The following is a 22,410-nucleotide window of genomic DNA, read 5'->3' as shown; positions in this document are numbered from 1 at the left end:
AAACTTGCAAAACAATAAATATTTAAAATTTATTAAATATATCATTTTTTATCTTTTTAAATATAGGTGGAAGCTTTTCTGATATAGTTTTGTTATTCATATAACTTAACTTTCCAGTACAATCCTTAAAAATTACCTTATAGGCATATAAATACTGATAGGTTAATCCATACTTGTTATAAAAAAAACTATTTATTTTAGATATGCCATATTTAGTATCTCCTATTATAGGATTTCCTAAATGTGCTAAATGTGTCCTTAACTGATGACTTCTACCTGTAATTAATTCCAATTCCACTAAGGAATAGGTACCACAGGTATGAAGAACTTTTACATCCATAGATATTTTTTTCGTATTCTTTTTAGGTGAATCATATACATTGGAAATATTATTTTTTCTATCTTTTAATATATATCCTTCATAAATACCTTCATTTATTCTTCCCTTCACCAATGCCTGGTAATATTTTCTTATATTTCTCTCCCTTATTATTTCATTTAACAATTTCAACGACTCATAGTTTTTTCCATATATTACTATACCCGAAGTATTTCTATCCAGCCTATTACAGGGAGAAGGAGTAAAGGTAACTTCTGTTTCCGGTTTAAAATCTCCCTTGTCATATAAATGAGATAATACATAATCTGTTAAAGTCACATCATCAGTCTTTTTATCTGAATGCACTAATACTCCCGGCCACTTTTCCACCAGAATCATATTTTCATCTTCATAGGTTATCTTCAAAAAATTACTGTTTACCTTATTAAACTCAAAATTTTTCCCCTTTGAAACTATATATTGAGCTTCTACTATATCCTTATCCATAAGGAAATACTTCTCTTTAGTCTTTTTTCCATTTACTTTAATATCGCCTTTTCTTATAGCCTTATATATGCCGCTTATAGGTACATCCTGAAGCCATTTTCTTAAAAATTTATCCAATCGCTGACCTGATTCATTACTTCCTATTTCTACTTTCATCTTATCTCTCCTGGTATCTTAAATATTTTTTATTTTGAAATTTTATACCAACAATATTTAATTATATAATACTATTATTGCATAAAGCAATATATAAAATTTATTATATCAAAATTCATATGTAATGTAAGAATACCTTCAGATAGATTTTTTAAAAATATACCTAAAGTTTAATCATATCTACAATGAAAACTTTAGGCATAATTTATCCAATATACTATTTGACCATATTAACAATACCGCTTATTTCAAAAAATCATAAGCTGCCCTGCACTGTATGGAAACTCCAATAGGAAGGCAATCTTCATCTATATCAAATAAGCTTCCATGAGCTGGATATATTATATTTTTACTTTCATTTCTACAACCTAAATAATAAAATGCAGAAGGCCTTTCCATAGAAAAATAAGCGAAACTCTCCACACCCATACTTGGACTTTCCAGCATTTTTACATGTTCTTCTCCTATTTCCTTATAAGCTGCCTTTAAAATATCTTTAATTACATCATCATCATTATACAGACAAGGATAGCTCTCTTCTATATCTATTTCATACTTTCCTCTCATAGAATTTACAACACCAGAGGTTATCTCCCTGAGTCTTTCTTTAACATATTCCCTATGTTCAGTTCTCATAGTTCTCATGGTACCAGCTATTACAACTTCTTCTGGTATTATATTTTGAGCAGTTCCTCCATGTATGGAACCTACTGTAATGACTGCCGCATCAGTTGGAGGAAGTTCCCTGCTTATAATTTCTTGAAGTGATAATATTACATGGCTGCTTATAACTATGGGATCGACTCCCATATGGGGTCTTGCACCGTGAGCTCCCACTCCTTTAATTTTTATGGTAAATGGATTAGAAGCTGCATTTACCACCCCCAATTTTACGCCTATATTTCCCACTTCTATATTTTCATCCACATGAAGTCCTATTACCCTATCTACTCTGGGATTTTCAAGCACCCCTTCCTTTACCATCAGTTTAGCTCCTCCAGTAGTTTCCTCTGCAGGCTCAAAAAACAACTTTACTGTTCCTTTCAATTCGTCCTTTACGCTATTTAAAACTTTAGCTGTTCCTAAAAGTATAGTGGTATGTGCATCATGACCGCAGGCATGCATCTTTCCTTTTACTTTAGAAGAATAGCTGCAGTTTTTATGATCTTTCAGAGGAAGTGCATCTATATCAGCCCTTATACCTATAGTTTTATTTCCTTTTCCCCTTATTATTCCACAAACCCCTGTACTAGCAGTTTCCATATATTCTACACCTATTTTTTTTAAGAATTCTTTTATTTTAAGAGAAGTTCTTTCCTCTTCATACCCTAGTTCAGGATGTCTATGAAGATCTCTTCTTATATCAATTAATTCCTTCTTTATAGACTGTGCCATACTAAAAAAATCTCTATCCATATTTCTACCTCCAATTATTTATAAGACTCTATTCCCATCCAAGCTCTATTATATCTCCCTGAGACAGCTTATCATAATATCCTGCATTGTTCCCATTTAAATGTAAGTATAGTTTTCCTTTTGTCCTGCTTAAATCAAATTCCACATAATTAAATATATCTACAAATATATACTCTTTTTTCTCTTTAAGTACTATATTCTTACCATTTACAGTAACAGTTATTTCTTTTTTATTATCTTCTTTGATTTTATTTATTTGCTGAAAATTCTCCTTATTCTCTTTTGTAATCTTATGTACTTTATCCTCTATTGAATTTTCCCCTATATTACCTGTAATTTGCTCTTTTTCTTCCTGATTTTTTAGTACTCTGTAAATTCTATCTCCTTCATTTATTATATAATTTTTATCCAATTCCTTTCCATTTAAATAGTACAGAAATTTTTCACTATCTTGATTATGAAGAGAAAAATACTTTTCATAATCTCTCAAAGTTTCTGGAAAAATTATCACTACGTTATCTCCTTCATTTATATTACTTTCTAAACTTACCTTATTCTTATTTATGTAGGCAATAGGTTCTAAATTTTCTATTATATCATTTATAAAAAAACTTATAGAATATATTTTTTTTATATAATCCTTAATTTTAGGTGAAGCTGCTTCTCCATTAAGAGCATATTTTATTTCTATGTTATCCCCTTCCTTCACTTCCTCATCTATACTTTTGGAAAATCCATTTACAGTTATCTCCGCACTAGAGGCCAACGTTCCAAAAGCAACTCTTTTTATTCCATTTAAAGTAAATCTTATGTTATCCCCATTTTTTGCTATCAATACACCCGGATTTATACCCGCATGCAGCATTGCGTCCATAACTGTATGCCTATGGGAATCAAAAAGACTTACCACCTTTCCATTTAACATTATATCAATAAAACCATGTCCCAACCTTTTTATGCAAATTAAGGCTATGCCTAAAACTGTAACTCCCGTGCTCCCTAAGGAATTATCTGTACAAACACAATCCACCACAGCTTCTCTTCCTTTCATGGCAATTCTCTTAAGCGGTATATTCAGCCCTTTAGCTAAAAACTCTTTTAATTTAGGAGTATGTGCCCCACCTCCCACCAAAAAAATAGCGTTAGGAGGCTTACCCCCATTTAACTCTATTATTTTACTTCCAATTTTATCTGTTATTTTTTTCACAGTAGGAGTTATAAGTTTTACTACATCTTCTGATGATATTTCATTTTCTATACCTAACACATCTGTATAAGTTATATTCTTATGCTTGTCACACTGCCTCTTTATACTTTCTGCAGTATTAAAATCCACTAAATAATTTTGAGCTATAACTTCTGTTATTTCATCTCCTGCCTCAGGTACCATGCCATAGGCACTTATGCTATCCCTATTACTTAATGCTATATCTGAAGTTCCTGCTCCTATATCAATTAGAGCTAGATTTAACAATCTTAAATTTTGTGGAACAGCAGCTTCCATGGCGGCAATAGGTTCCAAAGTTAAATTTACAACGTTAAGACCCACCTTTTCCATAACAGAATATAAACTATCTATTACAGACCTTGGAAGAAAGGTTGCTATAACCTCTGCAGATACATTATTTCCTTTATGACTTAACAGATTACTTATAACATATCCATTTAAATAATAGTTCTTTACACTATACCCTACGCAGTACAATCTTCCCTTAACACTTTCATTTATTTTTTTTTCGGCAGACTTTACCGTAGTTAGTTCCAAACTTCTTATAATATTCCTATCTATCTCTCTTGTATAATCTACTTCTATTTCTTCCTTTACTACTATAGTTCTAAGAAACCTTCCTGCAGCGGCAATAGCCACATCTTTTATTTTCATACTTAAATCTTTTTCAAGTTCACTTTTTATGGTATTTACCACATTTGCCACAAGAGCCACATCATGTATTTGACCATCAACCATTGCCCTTTCTTCATGCTCTATGCACCTCTCTGCTACTACACGGAATTTTTTATCCTTTAATATCCCTACAGTGCCTATTACAGATCTTGTTCCTATATCCAATGAAAATATTATATCTTGTGAACTAAGATTAGTACTTTCCATAATATTACCTCTTTTTCTATGCTTATTAGGCTCATATTTTAACAATATGAGCCTAATAGAATTATATAATAATATGGTTAAACATTCAATCAAGTGATTTCTAAGGTTCAGGTGAAATTTACTTATGAGAAATACTTTTCTGCACCTGAACCTTCTTCGAATAAAGATTATATTTGAAATTTCTGTATTATTTCATTAAGATCCTGTGCAAGTTTCTCCTGCCCCTTTGTAGTTGAATCTATTTGTCTTATGGATTCTGTATTTTTAAGAATACTTTCTTCTATTAATTTGGTATTTTCAGAAGATTTCTGTGCAGATTCAGCCATATTATTTACTGTTTCACTAACTTGATTTATAGTAGCATTAAGTTCCTCAGACATAGCTGCTATTTCCTCAGACATTTTACTCACAAAATTGGCATCACTATAATATTGACTTCCCATTTCACCAAACTGTTCCATTCTAGGATTTACATTTTCATTTATAAATTTTAATATTTCATCACTATTATCAGAAAGATTTTTAAATGCCTTCTGAACTTTCACTATAGTGTCTTTTATGCTTGTTACTGCATTACCTGACTGTTCTGCCAAATTTCTTACCTCTTCTGCCACTACTGCAAAACCCCTTCCCTGTTCTCCTGCCCGGGCAGCTTCTATAGCTGCATTAAGTGCGAGGAGATTAGTCTGTCCTGCTATATCTGCAATGGTATCTGCCATTACTTTTATATTACCTACTACCTTACCTTCTTCAATAGCTTGTACCATTCTATCTTTCTTTTCATCATATAAGTTCTTAACTTCTAATATAACACTTTCACCTTTTATTTGGACTTCAGAAGCTCTTTCTCTGGATTTATTGGCATTGCCACTTCCTTCAGTAGCTTTTCCTGCCAGTTCACTCACACTTGAATCAACTTCCTCCATAGATGCAGTTATCTGCACTGAAGAAGAAGTTGTTTCCTGTATACCTAATGTTATATCTTTTACTGCATTATTTATATTCCGTGAATTCAATGATAATTCTTTCACTGCTCTAGAAAGTTCTTCATTTGATACATTAACTTTTTGTACATTTTCTATAAGTGATTTTATCAAATTTTTTATATTTTGTTGGGCAATATTAAGGGCTTTTCCAGTTTTGGTAAACTCATCATTTCCTTTTATCCCATTCATAGGTAAGGAAAAATTAAATTTTGAAAGCCTTTCTGCAAAGGATTCTATTTTAGATAAAGAATTATTTATATTTCTCGAGGAAAACATTCCAAGAGCTATTGCCGCCAATATACAGGCTATCATTAATATACCTATTATTATATTATTTCTTATGTATATAGAATTACTTTTTATATTTATATTATTTGTTTTATTGATACTATTATTAATACATTTATCTAAAGTCTTCAAAATGTTATTATTTACTTCTTCCATAACCTCATATTGTATTACTGCTTCATCAAGATTATTACTGTCTACAAACTGTATAATGTTCTCCCTTATTAGAATATACTGATGATGTTGCTTAGTGAAATCTAACCACATCTGTTTTTCATTTGCACTCATTTTAAGTTTTTCAAGAGTTGCAATATTCTTTTCATTTTTAGAACTCATAGTCTTAATGTCATTTTTTAAATATGTTTTTTGGGAAGCATCCCTTACGTAAACTAACTCTAACAGGTCTTTCTCAATTTGTATCAGATTTTGTTTTATGTTATCTGATACAAAAACACTTTGTATTCCAACATTATACATATCCTCTGAATTATTTGTCACAATTTTTAAAGATAATATTGATATAATACCGACTATTGCTATAAACAATGCAACCAAAGTAAATTGTAAAATTAATTTTGTTCTCACCTTGGATCTTTTAAAAAATTTCATGACATTAGTAAGCTCTAAGATTAATTTTGTCCCCGTTTTAGCTTTTTCAAAAAATTTCATAACATTTCACCTCACAATAAAATTATTTTAACTTTTTCAAAATGAATAACCACTCAAATATACTAATATATCCATTAGTTACTTAATTTAAAAATACTTTATCTTGTTAAACTTTTAAATATAGTTAATATTAAAGAGGCTGTATCTTATTATACATAATAAAATACAGCCTCTAGTCTCTCTAGTTAGCATATTTTCAATAATCTGTATTAATATTTACCTTTTTATCCGAACGCTAAAATTAGCTAATATTCCCAAGATCCGTTAAAGTAAAAGTAATGTAATTATAATACTGAACTTAAGTTTTTGTCAATCATATAGCATTTTTTTATATACTGAATTTAATATTTATAGTTTATGTGTTTACATTAATTTTAATATACATAATATTTATAATGTATATTAAAATTTCACTTTACATATTGTATTTATATTTATCGGATAAACTAAATCCTTTTTAAGCCTTTTTAACTACTCTACTATAAAATAAATTATAGGAATATAGAATTATGCATACTATATAAGAATTAATTGCAGTCATAAGTAAAGTTTCAACTATTCTAGGTATCCATAAGAACATAAATCCTTTAGCTATAAGAGCTGGAGTGAATATAAGTAGAATATAGGTATTTATAGTACATATAAAAATTCCCGAAATGCCTAAAACAATTACCATCTTAAAATAGTAATTGTTTATAAAACTATGAAACTTGCCCGAATTTTTATTAATAGATAGATTTATAAGCAAGATTAAAATACCTATGATACCTATCAGCATAAATCCATAACTAAAGTATTGAGATTTTTTGCCCAAAAACATCAATAATCTGCTTAAAGTAGTATTAGACATAAATTTCACTATAATAAAATTTATAAAACCTATTAGGAACAGCAATATAAAGAATATACTGTAATAATTTCTAATTTTGTAATTACTTTTATTTCTTATGCCCCTCCACAGCACAGCAGGTAAAATGCCTGCTATTATATTAGTTATGGTGAACAAAGGAATATATCCACCCATAGGTTTCATCATATATCCAAATACATCTATCAATCCCCCTGCAATTCCCCCATATAGCGGACCAAAAATAAGTCCCGGTGCTGTGTAACATATGGCATCAAAGCTTATTCTCATGGTTAATATACCGCCTGCAGCCACAGTTATAGCAAAGGGTCTTAAAACAATTGCAATAGCAATAAAAACTGCTGTAATAACAAGAAATCTTAAATTCATTCTGCTTTTCACATATCTTACCTCCAGTATGTTATAATTTAAATCTAACTTACACAGAAAGTTAATTTAATTTTTTCACAGAACCACCTCTTTTCTCTTTAATGCAGCCACACTAAAGAGAAAAGAAATAAATATTAAGATCTCTTTAATGTAACAGCGGAAGCAACATTATATCGTAAGCTTTAAATCTTATATAACAAGTATTTAAGCTTTTCGTTTAGAGACAACCTCCCATTCTCTAACACTTTACGCATAATATTTACTCTGCTACTTTGAATCAATTATACAAAATAAGTCAAGCATTGTCCAATATAGTAATTTTATTACATTTATCCCGCAGTTACCCTATATAGAATAAGTTCAGTTGGTATCTCTTTTTGATATTTTACCTGTGAACCAAATCTATAGTTTTCCACCCCCATTTAAAATAGCATATTGAACTCTATCTCTATCATATATTTTTGATTATTTTATTGTATAATAAAATAGATTACTTTAGATTATAAATGATTTTTACTGTAAAGTTTAATTAAGCTATATTAAAAAAGGAGAGATTATTTAATGGATAAATTTACTTTAATACAAGAAGAATCAGCACTAATAGTTATTGACATTCAGGAACGTCTAGTTCCTGCAATGCCCACTTCCCAAAAAGTAATTCAAAATACCAATACCTTACTATCTGTCTCCAATAAGTTAGAGATTCCCACAATTATCACCGAACAATATCCAAAAGGTCTTGGAAAAACAGTTCCAGAAATACACTACAATATTAATGAAGTATCAGTCCATGAAAAAATTACTTTTTCCAGCTGCACTGATGAAGTAATTAATACCTTAAAACAATCAGGAAAAAAGAAAATTATTATTACAGGAATGGAAACCCATGTATGTGTTTTTCAAACAGTTAGAGATTTACTTGCTCGTAATTATCAGGTGTTTGTTGTAGGTGACGCTGTATGTTCTCGTACAAAAGAAAATTACTTAAACGGTCTATCCCAAATGTCGGCAATGGGAGCTGTGATAAGTAACACCGAAACGGTGTTCTTCGATTTGTTGAAAATGGCGGGAACACAGTTATTTAAGGAGCTATCGAAGTTAATCAAGTAAAATAAAATAGCTGTCAGTTACTAAATAATCCTTTGAAACAACAGCTCAAAGGATTTTGAAGTAACAACTAATATCAAAAGATTAGTGATTGAATTATTTTGGAGGTTATAGTAATGAGAAGTTCTGAAGTTATACTTAAATATGGATGCAATCCACATCAAAATCCATCAAGAATTTATGTAAAAGATAAAATATTACCATTTAAAATTTTGAATGGTAAACCAGGTTATATTAATTTTATGGATGCTTTTAATTCATGGCAATTGGTGAAAGAATTAAAACAAACACTAGGATTACCCGCAGCAGCATCTTTTAAACATGTAAGTCCAGCCGGTGCTGCAATAGGTCTTCCTTTAAGTGATATATTAAAAAAGGCATATTTTGTTGAAGATATTGAATTATCTCCTGTGGCTTCTGCTTATGCCAGAGCCAGAGGTGCAGATAGAATGTCTTCTTATGGTGATTGGGCAGCTATAAGTGATATTGTTGATGTATCTACTGCAACAATTTTAAGTAGATCTGTTTCAGATGGAATAATTGCTCCAGGATATACAGATGAAGCCCTAAAACTTTTAATGAAAAAGAAAAAAGGAAATTACTGCATTATTAAAATGGATTATGATTATAAACCTGAAAATATAGAAAGAAGAGAAATATTCGGCATAACATTTGAGCAAAAAAGGAATGATATTCTACTGAAACACGATATGCTTGATAATATAGTGACAAATACTAAAAACATTACAGATGAAGCAAAACGAGACTTACTTGTTTCAATGATCACTTTAAAATACACCCAATCCAATTCTGTATGTTTTGCTTTAGACGGTCAAACAATTGGTGTTGGTGCAGGACAGCAATCCCGTGTACACTGCACAAGATTGGCCGCATCAAAAGCAGATATATGGTATTTAAGGCAACATCCTGCTGTTCTCAGTTTATCTTTCAAAGAAGGCGTTTCAACACCAAACAAAGATAATGTCATAGAACAATACTTAAGAGATGATATTACTAAAGTGGAGATAAAGGAATGGAATAAAGTGCTTAATAAAATACCTAATAGACTGACAAAGGAAGAAAAAGCATCTTGGCTATCTAATTTATCCGGAGTATGTTTAGGTTCAGATGCATTCTTTCCATTTAGAGATAACATTGATAGAGCATTTCAAAGTGGTGTAAAATATATAGTCCAGCCTGGTGGTTCATTGAGAGACGATATAGTAATAGACGCATGCAATGAATATAATATGGTAATGGCTTTTTCAAATATACGATTATTTCACCATTAAAAATTACATACCCCAAATATTTTAAAGTTTACAATTCATAATTTTTGAAACAGCCTGCATACATAAAACCCCCTTAGTGATTTTTTTTGATTAGCCATGAGCATAACACTAGAAATTCACCATTTGACAGTTTATTATATTACAATTCAAAAATATACCTAAAGTCTATATAAATTATATTTTAGAATGAAAACTTTAGGTATATTTCATTAAATTTTTTATTATGTCAAGTCATCATAAAAATTTAAAAACAGGACATCGACATTCCGCTTATTTTTTATTAAACAATCCCAATTCCTTTGCAATATCCCGATTTACCTTCAGTACATTTACTGTCTCGCTTCCAAAAACCCCAAAAGCTTTGCCCTGCGTATTATTTTTAACAATTGTCTCCAGCTTATCCTTTGATAAACCAGTATTTTCCACTAAAGCTGGAATTTGAACAGCAGCGGACTCAGGACTTATATGTGGATCAAGGCCAGAGCCAGATGCCGTCAATAAATCAGTAGAAATATTCTCTTTTTTAATAGAAGGATTTGCCTTTAAAAATTCATTTATGTCCTTCTGTACACGTTTGACTAGTTCAGGATTGGTAGGTGCATAATTTTTTGACCCAGACCCAACTCCAGTATACTGACCATTATCTTTTTCTTCCTTAGTATACGTATTATAATTAACTGCAGATGGACGACTTTTCATAAATCTGTCATCTGTAAAATCCTGACCTATAAGAGCAGAACCAACATTCTTACCATTTACCATCACTAAACTTCCATTAGCCTGCTTGGGAAATATTATCTGGCTGATGCCTGTGATAATCAGAGGGTAAGCCAGCCCACATATTAATAGCAGCACCAGTGTAACCAAAAATGTTTTTTTTATTGCTTTAAAAAATGTACTCATTTTATCACCTCCTATTCTAAACCCAAGGGTGTTATGGTAGGGCATTTCTTTATCAACTTTTTTAATGAATTCACACTCCTTGTCACATTCAAGAGATTCCAATTGTTCAAGATCATAATAGTCTACTATCTTTTTATAGATATAGACCACCAGAAATCCAATTGCCATAATACCCACATTCTTTAGAAAGCTATCCATAAAAACCCCCTCCTTTTCCCCAAAAAGAATTTTTTATAGGCCAAAGGTCGTAAGCAATGGCGTAATAATAAGATCAATCACTTTGATTCCTACAAAAGGTGCTATAATACCTCCCAGACCATAAATCAACATATTACGGGTGAGCAACTTTTCAGAACGTTGTGGTTTATATTTAACCCCCTTCATGGCAAGTGGAATCAGACATGGAATAATAACAGCGTTAAAAATCAAAGCGGCCAAAATTGCACTATAGGATGTAGACAGTGACATAATATTCAATATATTCATCTGCGGAATGACCCCCATAAATATGGCAGGTATAATTGCAAAATACTTTGCTACATCATTAGCAATACTAAATGTAGTTAATGAACCTCGTGTAATTAAAAGCTGCTTTCCGATTTCTACAACATCCAATATTTTAGTGGGATCGGAATCCAAATCCACCATGTTGGCTGCTTCTTTTGCCGCAGAAGTTCCACTGTTCATTGCAATACCCACATCTGCCTGTGCCAGTGCTGGGGCATCATTGGTACCATCACCTGTCATGGCAACCACCTTGCCCTCAGCCTGCTCAGCTTTAATGGCTTCAATCTTATCCTCCGGTTTGCATTCTGCAATAAAACTGTCCACACCGGCTTCCTGTGCTATAGTAGCTGCTGTTAAAGGGTTATCACCGGTACACATTACAGTTTTAATTCCGATAGCCCTAAGTCTTGCAAAGCGCTCTACAAGCCCAGCTTTTATAGTATCCTTCAAATAAATAACTCCTAAAATCCTGTCATTCACACAAACCATCAGAGGGGTACCACCAAGCTTTGACACTTCCCTTACCTGCACAGCTAAATCCTTTGGAATCACACCACCTAATTCTTGAACATACTTCTCAATTGCGTCAGAAGCACCTTTGCGGATTCTTGTGCCATCTGGAAGCTTCACGCCACTCATACGTGTCTGCGCAGTAAACTCTATAAACTCCATACCAGGTATATCTTCATTTTGTATCCCAGTAAGCTTCCCGCCAAGCTCTACAATGGATTTTCCCTCTGGAGTGTTGTCTCTTAAAGAACTTATAACAGCATAATGAATTAACTCCTGCTCTTTCACATTTCCTACAGGTATAAATTTTGATGCCATGCGATTTCCGTAAGTTATAGTTCCAGTTTTATCTAAAATCATAGTATCCACATCTCCACAGGCTTCCACTGCTTTACCGGACATAGCAATGACGTTAAAACGGGTAACACGATCCATACCCGCGATACCAATTGCAGACAACAGCCCTCCAATAGTTGTAGGAATAAGACATACAGTTAATGCAACAAGTGTGGAAATAGGAATACGCACCTCCATATATACCGCTATGGGATAAAGAGTAACAATAACAATCAGAAAAATTATGGTTAAACTTACCAATAATGTATTTAGTGCAATTTCATTCGGTGTTTTTTTACGCGAAGCACCTTCTACCATGGTAATCATTCTATCAATAAAGGAATGTCCGGGCTCAGAAGTAATTTGTATCTTCAGCCAGTCACTTACTACTGTAGTACCGCCAGTTACGGAAGCAAAATCTCCTCCGCTTTCCTTTACCACAGGAGCGGACTCTCCAGTAATAGCGGATTCGTCTACGGAGGCAATTCCCTGAATTACTTCACCGTCATTGGGAATAAATTCTCCTGCCTTTACTAAAACAATATCACCCTTTTTTAGCATGCTGGCATTGACAATAGTCTCTTTTCCATCGTCACTTATAACACAGGCCTGCATGTCTTTTTGAGTTTTCTTCAAGCTTTCAGCCTGTGCTTTTCCTCTACCTTCTGCAATTGACTCTGCAAAGTTTGAAAAAAATACTGTGATGAGTAAAATAAAGGATACTACTATGTTATATAAACGCAGGTTATTCCCCTTATCTCCAAAAATATCCGGGAAGAATGAAAGGAGAATAGTCACCACAAAACCCACTTCCACCACAAACATAACAGGATTTTTTACCATATATTTGAGGTTAAGTTTCTTAAAGGCTCCAAATATGGAGGTCCTAAGAATATCTTTTGTAATAAATTTTGTTTTTGTATCTTTATTCATGAAAGACTCCTCCTTATTTCCATAAAGTCAAATGTTCCGCAATAGGGCCAAGTGCCAGCACTGGAAAAAATGTGAGTGCAGCAATAATAAGTATAACCATGAGCAATGCTACCGCAAATGTTCCTGTATCTGTTTTAAGCGTACCCACAGATTCGCTCACCGGACGTTTCAACATTAGTGAACTTGCAATGGCAATCTGAATTATAATGGATAAGTAACGTCCAAAGAACATAGCAAGCCCTGTAGTGATATTCCAAAAATAGGTATTATCAGCCAATCCCTCAAACCCTGAACCGTTATTTGCAGCTGAAGATGCATATTCGTATACAACCTGGGTCAAACCATGAAAACCAGGATTGGTGATTCCTTTTAACCCCGCTGGAACTGCTATTGCCAGTGCAGCAAAGGCTAGAATAATCAAAGGATGGATGATAATCCCCAGTGCTGTCAGCTTCATTTCCTTTCCTTCAATTTTTTTACCCAGATATTCCGGCGTACGGCCAATCATAAGTCCACATATAAAAACTGCAAGAATAGCATAAAGGATCATATTCATAAGTCCTACACCCTTGCCCCCAAATACCACATTGAGCATCATAAAAAGCAGTGCAACAAATCCTCCCATAGGCGTTAAAGTGTCATGCATATTGTTGATTGAACCTGTAGTGAAAGCAGTCGTAACTGTTGTAAAAAGTGAGGATTGGGCAATGCCAAACCGTACCTCCTTACCTTCCATGCTCCCCATGCTTTGACTTAATCCGGCTTGTGCCAATAAAGGATTTCCGGCACTCTCAGACACGAAGCAGATAACAAGCCCCATTATGAAGATTATGGACATAACAACAAAAATCGTCCTTCCTTCTCTTCCAAAAAAAATTCTCTTTGGATTTTTCTTTTCTTCTTCTTTTTTACCATCATGAACCATGTGACCGAATGCAACTACACAAGCACCTGGTAAAATCATCATGGAAATTATTTCTATAATATTTGTAAATATATTAGGATTTTCAAATGGCGTTGACGAATTTGCACCAAAAAATCCCCCTCCATTTGTTCCCAAATGTTTAATTATTTCCAGAGAAGCTATTGGTCCCATGGCAATATCCTGAAACTTCCCTTCAATTGTTCCAACAGTCAAATTGGCTGACAAGGTTTGAGGAACTCCGAGATAAACAAGAAGTAATCCACCTAATATGGAAATGGGGAGCAAAACACGGGTTATAATACGTATTAAATCCACGTAAAAGTTACCCATAGTTTTTGTTCTCCCCCCAAGACCTCGAATAAACGCCATGGCAGCAGAAAATCCAGTAGCCGCAGAAGTAAACATCATAAAGGTAATTACCATCATCTGACTTAAATATGAAAGTCCAGATTCCCCGGAATAGTGCTGAAGGTTTGTATTTGTCATGAAACTGATAATGGTATTAAATGACAAACTTGGTTCCATTCCACTGATGCCATTGGGGTTAAAAATGTGAAGTACCTGAAGTCTTAAAATCAAATATCCAATTAGTACCATGAGTGCATTGGTTGCAAGCAGTGTTGTAACATACTGCTTCCAATTCATTTCTTTCTTATCAATACCACATATACGGTAAATCGCACCATCAATGGGGTCAAAAACTGGATCTAAAAAAGTATGCTTTCTGGCCATAATATGGTATAAATATTTTCCCATTGGAATAACAAGAACAATGAAGATTGCCAATATCAAAATGATTTGCAACATAAATTTTCCTCCAATCTTCAATTAAAATTTTTCCGGATTTATCAGAGCATATACCAAATATGCTCCTAACGCTAAAATGATAATTCCAAGTAATATCATAAAAAGCCCTCCTATTGTACTATTTTTCCACATGACGGCCGCACCAATCAGTTAAAAGTTTAGCTAATATAAAACACACTGCTAAGATACCAAGCATTAAAAAATCCATTTCAATTCCCTCCTTCCCTTGAATATGCTTTAGTGTATCACATTTCTTATTAAGCCAGTGTTAGAGTTTTTTTAATCACATTAATACTTCATTAAGATGATTTTTTCAAATATTTCCCAAAAATTGAACGACAAAAATAACCTGCACTTTTATAAAGAAATAGTACAGAGTTATTATCCGTATTTATCTAATTTATTATGCTTTTTTATAAAATACAATTTAAATGATCTCACTGTCATCCACAACTCTCAGCATACGATAGCCAACTCCAATGTGAGTTTGAATGTATTTGGGTTTTGAAGGCTCTTTTTCTATCTTTTTTCGAAGAGTTGCCATAAAAACACGAAGAGCAGAAATATCACTTGAATAGTTTCCCCAGATTTCATGTAAAATAAAATTATGCGTCAGAACCTTTCCTACATTCTTAGCAAGTAGACAAATCAATTTATATTCAATGGGAGTAAGATGTACCTCATCTCCATCCAACCACACACAGCCAGCTTCATAGTCGATTTTTAAACCGTTATTTATAAAAATAGCAGCATCCTTTAGAAGCTTCTTATTATCATAGCGAATACGACGCAGACTAACCCGAAGTCGTGCTAAAAGCTCTTCAACACTGAAAGGCTTTGTTAAATAATCATCTGCACCAGCATCCAAGGAATCAATTTTGTCCCTATCCTCACTTCGGGCGCTGACAACAATAATGGGAATATTAGACCATGCCCGTATCTTTTTAATAATTTCGACACCATCTATATCAGGCAAACCTAAATCCAGAATTATAATATCTGGCTGCCTAGAAACTGCCTCTAAAATAGATGCACTTCCAGTTTCTGCAGTATGGTATCTATACCCTTGTGTTTCCAGTGTAGTGGTAATAAGCTTACGGATGGCTTTATCATCTTCCACTACAAGAATCAATGGTTTATTCATGATAATTTTACCTCCTGTGCTTGCAAGGTAAAGCAAATCACCGTACCCTGCGGAATATTATCTTTTACATAAATTGTACCGCCGTGAGCATGAACAATAGACTTACATAAAGAAAGTCCAAGCCCCAGTCCCCTGCGGCTATCTCCACGGATATTGTCTACAGTATAAAACATGTCGAATAACCTGTCTTTTGCCTCATCTTCGATACCATGACCATCATCTGCTATTTCCACTAAAATAAATTGTTTTCTCCTTTTGGCTGAAATTACGATATGAGACCCAGGAGGGGTGTATTTAATGGCATTATCTACAATATTAATAATGACCTGGATAATGAGACGAGAATCCACTTTTGCCATGATCAGTTCATCATCCACTATTGTTTCGATATGGTAATTCACGCTATTGCGGTTAATGTGGCACAGTGCTTCTGCAATAATTTCCTCTAAAAGTTCTGGCTGCAAATTCAAGTTTATCTTACCGTCTTCAATTCGAGTAATAGACAGAAGATTTTCAACTAAGTTGATAAGCCACATGGAATCATCATAAATATCTGTATAAAGCCCCTTTTTTTGTTCTTCGCTTAACACTTTAGAATTTCCCATGAGAATACCAGCATTGCCCGATATACTTGTAAGAGGCGTGCGTAAATCATGGGAGATTGTTCTGAGCAAATTGCCGCGGAGCTTCTCCTGTTGTATCTGTATGGAAATCTGTTTTTGCCTTTCATTGAGTTTTTCTTTTTCCAGAGACAGAGCACAATCACCCAACATAGCAATCATCAGGCTTTTTTCAAAAGCCTCCAACAGTACTTTCTTATCCATGACAATTCCAACAACGGCAAATACCACATCACTGCTGCGCACCGCAAGGTATAAACATTTGGCAGCAGAAAGAGTATTTGTTGTAGCACCAGCACGTTTATTATTTTTATACACCCACTCAGCTACTGCACGTTCATCTGTTTTCAAGTAAGTCTTAAGATCACCCTCCCATCCATCCTTTGAGAAAACAAGTGGTTCAGATAATGTATTGTGCTGCTCGGGATAAAAGATCACAGTTCTGTCAAGAAGCTTTACCAATTGATGTGCCGTCTCGCTGAAAATTTCAGATTTATCCTTTGCCTGCTGTAATTTCCGGTTGGTTTCAAGAAGCACTTCCGTACGATAAGCTTTTTGTGCAGAATAACGAGCCTGTTCCTTTACCCGTTTTGTCAATGTACTAGCTATAAAAGAGGCCATCAGCATAACTAAAAAGGTAACAAGGTATCCCGGATCATATGCTAAAAGAGAAAAATAAGGGTATGTAAAGAAATAATTGAACACCAGTACACTTAATATAGATGCCACTGCGCTGTATATTTTCCCATTTGTAACCATAGCATTGAACAAAACACCTAAAATATATACCATAATAATGTTTGATTCACTGAATCCAAGAGAATCAAACCACAGCCCAATCAGAGTACATACAAATAAAATACCTGCAGATTTAAAAATATCAGGCAGTGATAACTCCAGGGGCTTTGTAAACTTATAAGTTCTAACATAAAAAGATGACTGTGTATCTGGAATAATATAAATATCAAGATTGGGTGCCAACGTAATCAACCTATCTACAAAATTGGTTTTTGCAAACCATTTCTTAACATGGTTAGAACGTCCTATGACAATCTTTGATACCCTACTTGCTGTGGCATATTCTGCAATCTGCATAGGAATATCTTCACCATACACCGTAGCAATCTGAGCACTTAGTTGCTCCGCTAGCCGCAAGTTTTCTCTTAGCTTTATCATATTCTTTTCCGATAACTCCTTGATTTGGGGTGTTTCCACAAGCAGTGCTGTAAATGTGCCATGAAAGGCATCTGCCATTCTGGCTGCTGTACGTATGACCTTGGCATTGGAAGGGGCCGAGGATAAACATACTAAAATATGTTCATTGGTATAATGACCACCGTTTTTTGATTGTTTATTGTTTAATACCGCAACCCGGTTCACTTGATCTGCCGTCCGGCGTAAAGCAATCTCTCGTAAGGCCACCAGCTTCTCTTTTGTAAAAAAATTGACAAGTGCCCTTTGTGCCTGTTCTCTACCATATACCTTCCCTTTATTGAGTCTATCTATCAAATCATCCGGTTCTATATCCACAAGTTCTACTTGATCTGCACCATCAAACACGCTGTCTGGAATACGTTCACGTACTGAAATTCCAGTGATGGAGGCGACAACATCATTTAAACTTTCTATATGCTGAACATTGATGGTAGTATACACATCTATACCTGCATGAAGTAATTCCTCCACATCCTGATATCGCTTTTTATGACGGCATCCTGCTGCATTTGAATGGGCCAGCTCATCCACTAAAATAAGCTGTGGCTTTCTCTTAAGAGCACTATCAAGATCAAATTCTTTCAACATAATGCCACTATATAGTACCTCCAGCGGTGGTAAAAGCTCCAGACCATCTAATAGAGCCATAGTTTCCGGACGGGCATGTGGTTCAATATATCCGGCAACCACATCAATGCCATCTTTTTTCATTTCATGAGCATCATTTAACATGGCACAGGTTTTCCCCACACCTGCCGCATACCCAAAATATATCCTCAACTTTCCCTGCCTTTTTTCTGTGGACATATTTAAAAGCTGCTCCGTAAGTAAATTTGAATTTGTTTGGTGAATACCCACTAAAAAGCACCTCTTTATACAAAAATTATTTTTTATTTTAATTGTAGCATAGTAAAAGTCAATATAGCATTACGATATCCACTATAGTATTAAGATTGCATTAAGGCATACAATTAAAAACAAAGTGGATATATCCTCTTAACACAATAATGTCATAGAAATTTCATTTGTTATAAACACCTCCCCTTTGACTTAACTGTCCACTATAAAGTACCGAACTACAAAAGCTCTTTCAATATTGTCTGAAAATAATATGCTTACCCTTTTATCTTCCCTCTCAGTTACTTTTCCCTGTCCGAAAACTTTATGAAATACTAAATCTCCTATTTTAAGATTGAACAGTGAATTAACCCCCTCCAAATCAGCCAGGTTACATTCCCTTATGAATCTGAATACTTCTACTGCCCTGCCTTTTACGGTACTTGTAGAACATAAATATAAGTTATCTATGGTCCTAGTAATGTCTACATAAAAATAATATGTTGCTTTTATTTATATAAAACTAAATAAGTAAACTAATATACATTTAATGTAAATTTTATATAATTATCATTGTATAAAATTTATAGAAAATGAAAAAACATTAAATCTTACATTTTAGTATCATATAAGAATCCTCTTAATTTGCTTCATTTAAATTGATAATATATCAAAAAATGATCAAATATCTAAAAGTATGTTTCCCTGAAATTCCACCTTTTATTTTATTTGTAATATTAACGTGAGTTCGATGAAAAAATTTTAGGGTATAAAGATCCCATTTACTTTACTATATTTGGTATAAATTGCCACGAGATGATGCTAAATAATAAACATAGAGCTATAGTTGAATTAGTGAAGCAAGGACAAGCGATACTGGTATGTCCAGAACAGTTAGTTGGATTACCTACTCCAAGAGCATGTTGTGAAATTGTTATAAATGTAAATTAATGTGACATATGAATTATTTATCAAATACCGATAAATTAGAATCTTGAGAGGCATTTTTACGATAGAAAAAGAAGAAATTTTTGATTATGTAAAGGAAAAATTTGATACAGAGCCTGATAAATATCCAGATTATGCGGTGCTTAGACATGATGGTAGCGGCAAATGGTACGGACTAATTATGAATGTACCGAGAATTAAATTAGATTTTACAAAAAAAGGAAGTGATGAGATATTAGACTTGAAGTGCGACCCAGCATTAAATAGTTTATTAGGAAGCCACCAAGGGATTTTGCCAGCATACCATATGAATACAAAACACTGGATTACAATTGTTTTGGATAGCCCTTTTCATGAAACGGATGCTCCCACTACCCCTGGATGAATCGCTTTAGAAAATTACTGATTAGATTCGAAAAGTCAGATTCCTTCTATTTGGGGCGTATTAAGTTCGTGTGTGCTTTTATTGCTTTTGGAGAAATTTTGAAAGATATAACAATGTAGAAATTCTAATAAAACAAAAGGGAAGTAGTTTACCCTTTCTTAGAGATGTAAACATATGTATTGTTTAGTTTGGTATAGATTTAAGTGAAATAAAAAAGATTCATGTATTTATAATTTTTTGAATACATAAATTCTAAATTATATTATAATGAAATTGTTTTATGCGGCGGATTTGCGCCTCTTTTCTTGACGGTTGTAGGAAACTCCAAGAATGTCAAAGAAGATTTTTTTGTCCTTACGGTGTGATTTTCGTCCATTTTTACGTATACAGTTATACATTCTCGTTAAAATTTTACAGTTATTTGAAGTCTTTCTCATGAAACTAAATAAAGATTTTCAATGTGTTCATGTATTATTTATGCGGCTTTGATCTCACTTGCCCCAAATCTATTCTTTTCCAAAAGTTCAGCTCTCATTTTAAACATAACTATAGAACTTAAGACTAACAGAATGAGCTTACCATACAGTTGACATTTAAAACGCTCAATTTTTACCGGTTTTACATTAGATATGTGAAATATTGATTTCCATATCTTAAAAATAAGCTCAACCTGCCATCTTAACGAGTAGATTTCATGTATTTGTTTTAGGATATTTTCATTCATTAACGATAAATTTTTTATAGTATAATAATTCGAAATTTAACATTTATTTATAAACTTATATTTCATCAAGAGACTTATTTGTAGGGCTTTGTATCCAATTTCCCTTATAATCATATCGTGAGCCGTGGCAAGGACAATCCCAGGTTAATTCATCAGCATTCCAGTGAAGTTCACATCCTAAATGAGCACATTTGGTTGATACTGTAAATATATTTTCATCATTATCTTTATAAACTCCAACCTTTTGATCTTTATATTCTACAACCCCGCCATGGCCTTTTTGAATATTTTCTAAATTTTTATCAGGAATATCTATTCTTTGTGCAATAAAGTTCTTTGCTGTTATTATAAGATCATTAGCAGCATTTTCCATGGATGACGATGCATCAAATCTTCTAGGTGAAAATATTTCTGAAAAGTCATTTCCATTTTCAAGAATCATATCACTTATTATCATTGCAGCTGCCATTGAACTTGTCATCCCCCATTTTTTAAATCCCGTTTCAACGTAGATATTAGGAGTTTTTGATGAATAATGCCCTATGTAAGGTATATTATCTAAGGTCATACAATCTTGTGCTGACCAATGATATTTTTCTATGGAATTTGGATAAAATTCTTTGGCTGCTTTTCTTAACTTATCATAAGCTCCACCTTCCTCATTTTCACCGGTTCTTTGAGTTATACCTCCAAACAATAACAAATTTTTATAATTTCTAAATGAATATGCGGTTTTATCAATGCCTATATACATTCCATTTACATCTTGAGCATTTTCTAAAGCTATAACATAAGATCTTTCCTGGTGCATTTTCATAAAATAATAGCCTGGGGTATTTAAAAATGGATAATGTGTTGCTACTACTATTTTATTTGCTTTAATTTTTATTCCATCCTTTGTAACTACAGAATTTTCTTCAGTAATATCAAGTGCTGTTGTATTTTCATAAATAGTGAGTTTTTCTGAAATTGGTCTTAAAAATTTAAGTGGATTAAACTGTGCTTGATTCTTAAATTTCAACGCTTTTTTAATCTTAAAGGGAAGGTTTAACTCATCTACTAATTCTGCATCGATTCCTAACTTCTTAGCTGCATTATATTCATCCTCAAGACTTTGGGTATTATCTAAAGAATACACATATGAATCCTTGTATTCAAAATTACAATCAATATTTTCTTCATCAATTATTTCCTTGTATTTTTGTATTGCAAGTCCATTAGCCTTAGCATATTGCCTTGCTCCTTCTTCACCAAATTCCTTTATTAAATTATTATAAATTAGGTCATGTTGACATGTTATCTTGGCAGTTGTATTTTTCGTAACTCCACCTGCGATGCTTTTTGCATCAATAACGACAACTTCTCTTCCACTCTTATTAAGTATATATGCTGTCATAAGTCCGGCCATTCCAGCCCCTATTATAACAATATCACATTCTATATTTTTATTTAAGGCTTCTCTTTTTCTAAAATTAACCTCAGAATTCCATACACTTTCCATGTAAATCACCTCATGCTTAGTATTCCAT

At 33.1% G+C, this 22,410-nt stretch carries 18 protein-coding genes and 1 riboswitch; of the genes, 4 read left to right on the top strand and 14 right to left on the bottom strand.

The window, feature by feature from the left end:
• Positions 1-22 precede the first annotated feature (22 nt).
• The 5 genes from BS101_RS08900 to BS101_RS08880 form a co-directional block, all read right to left on the bottom strand.
• Entirely contained in the window at positions 23-982 is a 960-nt protein-coding gene (locus tag BS101_RS08900; RefSeq protein ID WP_073538503.1) for an RluA family pseudouridine synthase, read from the bottom strand.
• Between the two features lie 243 nt (positions 983-1,225).
• Positions 1,226-2,398, bottom strand: coding sequence for a M20 metallopeptidase family protein (locus BS101_RS08895; RefSeq protein ID WP_073538502.1), 1,173 nt, complete (start codon positions 2,396-2,398; stop codon positions 1,226-1,228).
• A 28-nt stretch (positions 2,399-2,426) separates the two neighbouring features.
• Positions 2,427-4,508 carry a cell division protein FtsA gene (locus tag BS101_RS08890; RefSeq protein WP_073538501.1) on the bottom strand — a complete coding sequence of 694 codons (2,082 nt, stop codon included), beginning with the start codon at positions 4,506-4,508 and terminating at the stop codon, positions 2,427-2,429.
• 167 nt (positions 4,509-4,675) lie between these two features.
• Positions 4,676-6,451, bottom strand: coding sequence for a methyl-accepting chemotaxis protein (locus BS101_RS08885; protein ID WP_083585674.1), 1,776 nt, complete (start codon positions 6,449-6,451; stop codon positions 4,676-4,678).
• Between the two features lie 457 nt (positions 6,452-6,908).
• The gene (locus BS101_RS08880) at positions 6,909-7,700 is read right to left on the bottom strand and encodes an ECF transporter S component (protein WP_073538500.1); all 792 of its coding nucleotides are present in this window, start codon (positions 7,698-7,700) and stop codon (positions 6,909-6,911) included.
• A 140-nt stretch (positions 7,701-7,840) separates the two neighbouring features.
• A riboswitch (THF riboswitch) is annotated at positions 7,841-7,957 on the bottom strand.
• 292 nt (positions 7,958-8,249) lie between these two features.
• Between BS101_RS08880 and BS101_RS08875 the strand changes: the two genes are divergently transcribed.
• Both BS101_RS08875 and BS101_RS08870 read left to right on the top strand, forming a co-directional pair.
• A complete protein-coding gene (locus BS101_RS08875) occupies positions 8,250-8,798 on the top strand; it encodes a hydrolase (RefSeq protein WP_073538499.1) in 549 nt (182 codons plus the stop codon).
• Between the two features lie 113 nt (positions 8,799-8,911).
• The gene (locus BS101_RS08870) at positions 8,912-10,087 is read left to right on the top strand and encodes a phosphoribosylaminoimidazolecarboxamide formyltransferase (protein WP_073538498.1); all 1,176 of its coding nucleotides are present in this window, start codon (positions 8,912-8,914) and stop codon (positions 10,085-10,087) included.
• 270 nt (positions 10,088-10,357) lie between these two features.
• Here BS101_RS08870 and BS101_RS08865 read toward each other — a convergent pair whose 3' ends face one another.
• From BS101_RS08865 to BS101_RS23755, 7 genes are all read right to left on the bottom strand, one after another.
• Complete coding sequence (locus tag BS101_RS08865) at positions 10,358-10,990, bottom strand: K(+)-transporting ATPase subunit C (protein WP_073541207.1); 633 nt, start codon at positions 10,988-10,990, stop codon at positions 10,358-10,360.
• Positions 10,991-11,221: 231 nt separating this feature from the next.
• Complete coding sequence (gene kdpB, locus BS101_RS08860; RefSeq protein ID WP_073538497.1) at positions 11,222-13,276, bottom strand: potassium-transporting ATPase subunit KdpB; 2,055 nt, start codon at positions 13,274-13,276, stop codon at positions 11,222-11,224.
• A gap of 13 nt (positions 13,277-13,289) precedes the next feature.
• A complete protein-coding gene (kdpA, locus tag BS101_RS08855) occupies positions 13,290-15,008 on the bottom strand; it encodes a potassium-transporting ATPase subunit KdpA (RefSeq protein WP_073538496.1) in 1,719 nt (572 codons plus the stop codon).
• A 21-nt stretch (positions 15,009-15,029) separates the two neighbouring features.
• Positions 15,030-15,107 (bottom strand): K(+)-transporting ATPase subunit F, encoded by a 78-nt coding sequence (kdpF, locus tag BS101_RS24555; RefSeq protein WP_148204874.1) that lies wholly within the window; start codon positions 15,105-15,107, stop codon positions 15,030-15,032.
• Between the two features lie 328 nt (positions 15,108-15,435).
• Positions 15,436-16,152 carry a response regulator gene (locus tag BS101_RS08845; protein WP_073538494.1) on the bottom strand — a complete coding sequence of 239 codons (717 nt, stop codon included), beginning with the start codon at positions 16,150-16,152 and terminating at the stop codon, positions 15,436-15,438.
• Positions 16,149-18,794 (bottom strand): sensor histidine kinase, encoded by a 2,646-nt coding sequence (locus BS101_RS08840; RefSeq protein WP_242951477.1) that lies wholly within the window; start codon positions 18,792-18,794, stop codon positions 16,149-16,151. The genes BS101_RS08845 and BS101_RS08840 overlap by 4 nt, the downstream gene beginning before the upstream one ends.
• Positions 18,795-19,037: 243 nt before the next feature.
• Positions 19,038-19,205 carry a hypothetical protein gene (locus BS101_RS23755; protein ID WP_242951436.1) on the bottom strand — a complete coding sequence of 56 codons (168 nt, stop codon included), beginning with the start codon at positions 19,203-19,205 and terminating at the stop codon, positions 19,038-19,040.
• Positions 19,206-19,640: 435 nt separating this feature from the next.
• On the opposite strand from BS101_RS23755, the gene BS101_RS08835 reads away from it, so the two are divergent.
• Positions 19,641-19,775 (top strand): DUF523 domain-containing protein, encoded by a 135-nt coding sequence (locus tag BS101_RS08835; protein WP_083585673.1) that lies wholly within the window; start codon positions 19,641-19,643, stop codon positions 19,773-19,775.
• Positions 19,776-19,818: 43 nt separating this feature from the next.
• Entirely contained in the window at positions 19,819-20,157 is a 339-nt protein-coding gene (locus BS101_RS08830) for an MmcQ/YjbR family DNA-binding protein (protein WP_242951435.1), read from the top strand.
• Between the two features lie 475 nt (positions 20,158-20,632).
• Here BS101_RS08830 and BS101_RS23750 read toward each other — a convergent pair whose 3' ends face one another.
• Positions 20,633-20,881: a transposase gene (locus BS101_RS23750; RefSeq protein WP_242951434.1), complete on the bottom strand. Its 249-nt coding sequence runs from the start codon at positions 20,879-20,881 to the stop codon at positions 20,633-20,635.
• Between the two features lie 55 nt (positions 20,882-20,936).
• Complete coding sequence (locus BS101_RS08820; RefSeq protein WP_073538492.1) at positions 20,937-22,382, bottom strand: FAD-dependent oxidoreductase; 1,446 nt, start codon at positions 22,380-22,382, stop codon at positions 20,937-20,939.
• Between the last annotated feature and the right edge of the window lie 28 nt (positions 22,383-22,410).

Origin of the sequence: Clostridium kluyveri (assembly GCF_001902295.1) — a bacterium.
Lineage (GTDB): Bacteria > Bacillota > Clostridia > Clostridiales > Clostridiaceae > Clostridium_B > Clostridium_B kluyveri_B.
The sequence above is the reverse complement of the archived record's forward strand: the minus strand, read 5'-3'. Positions and strand labels throughout refer to the sequence as shown.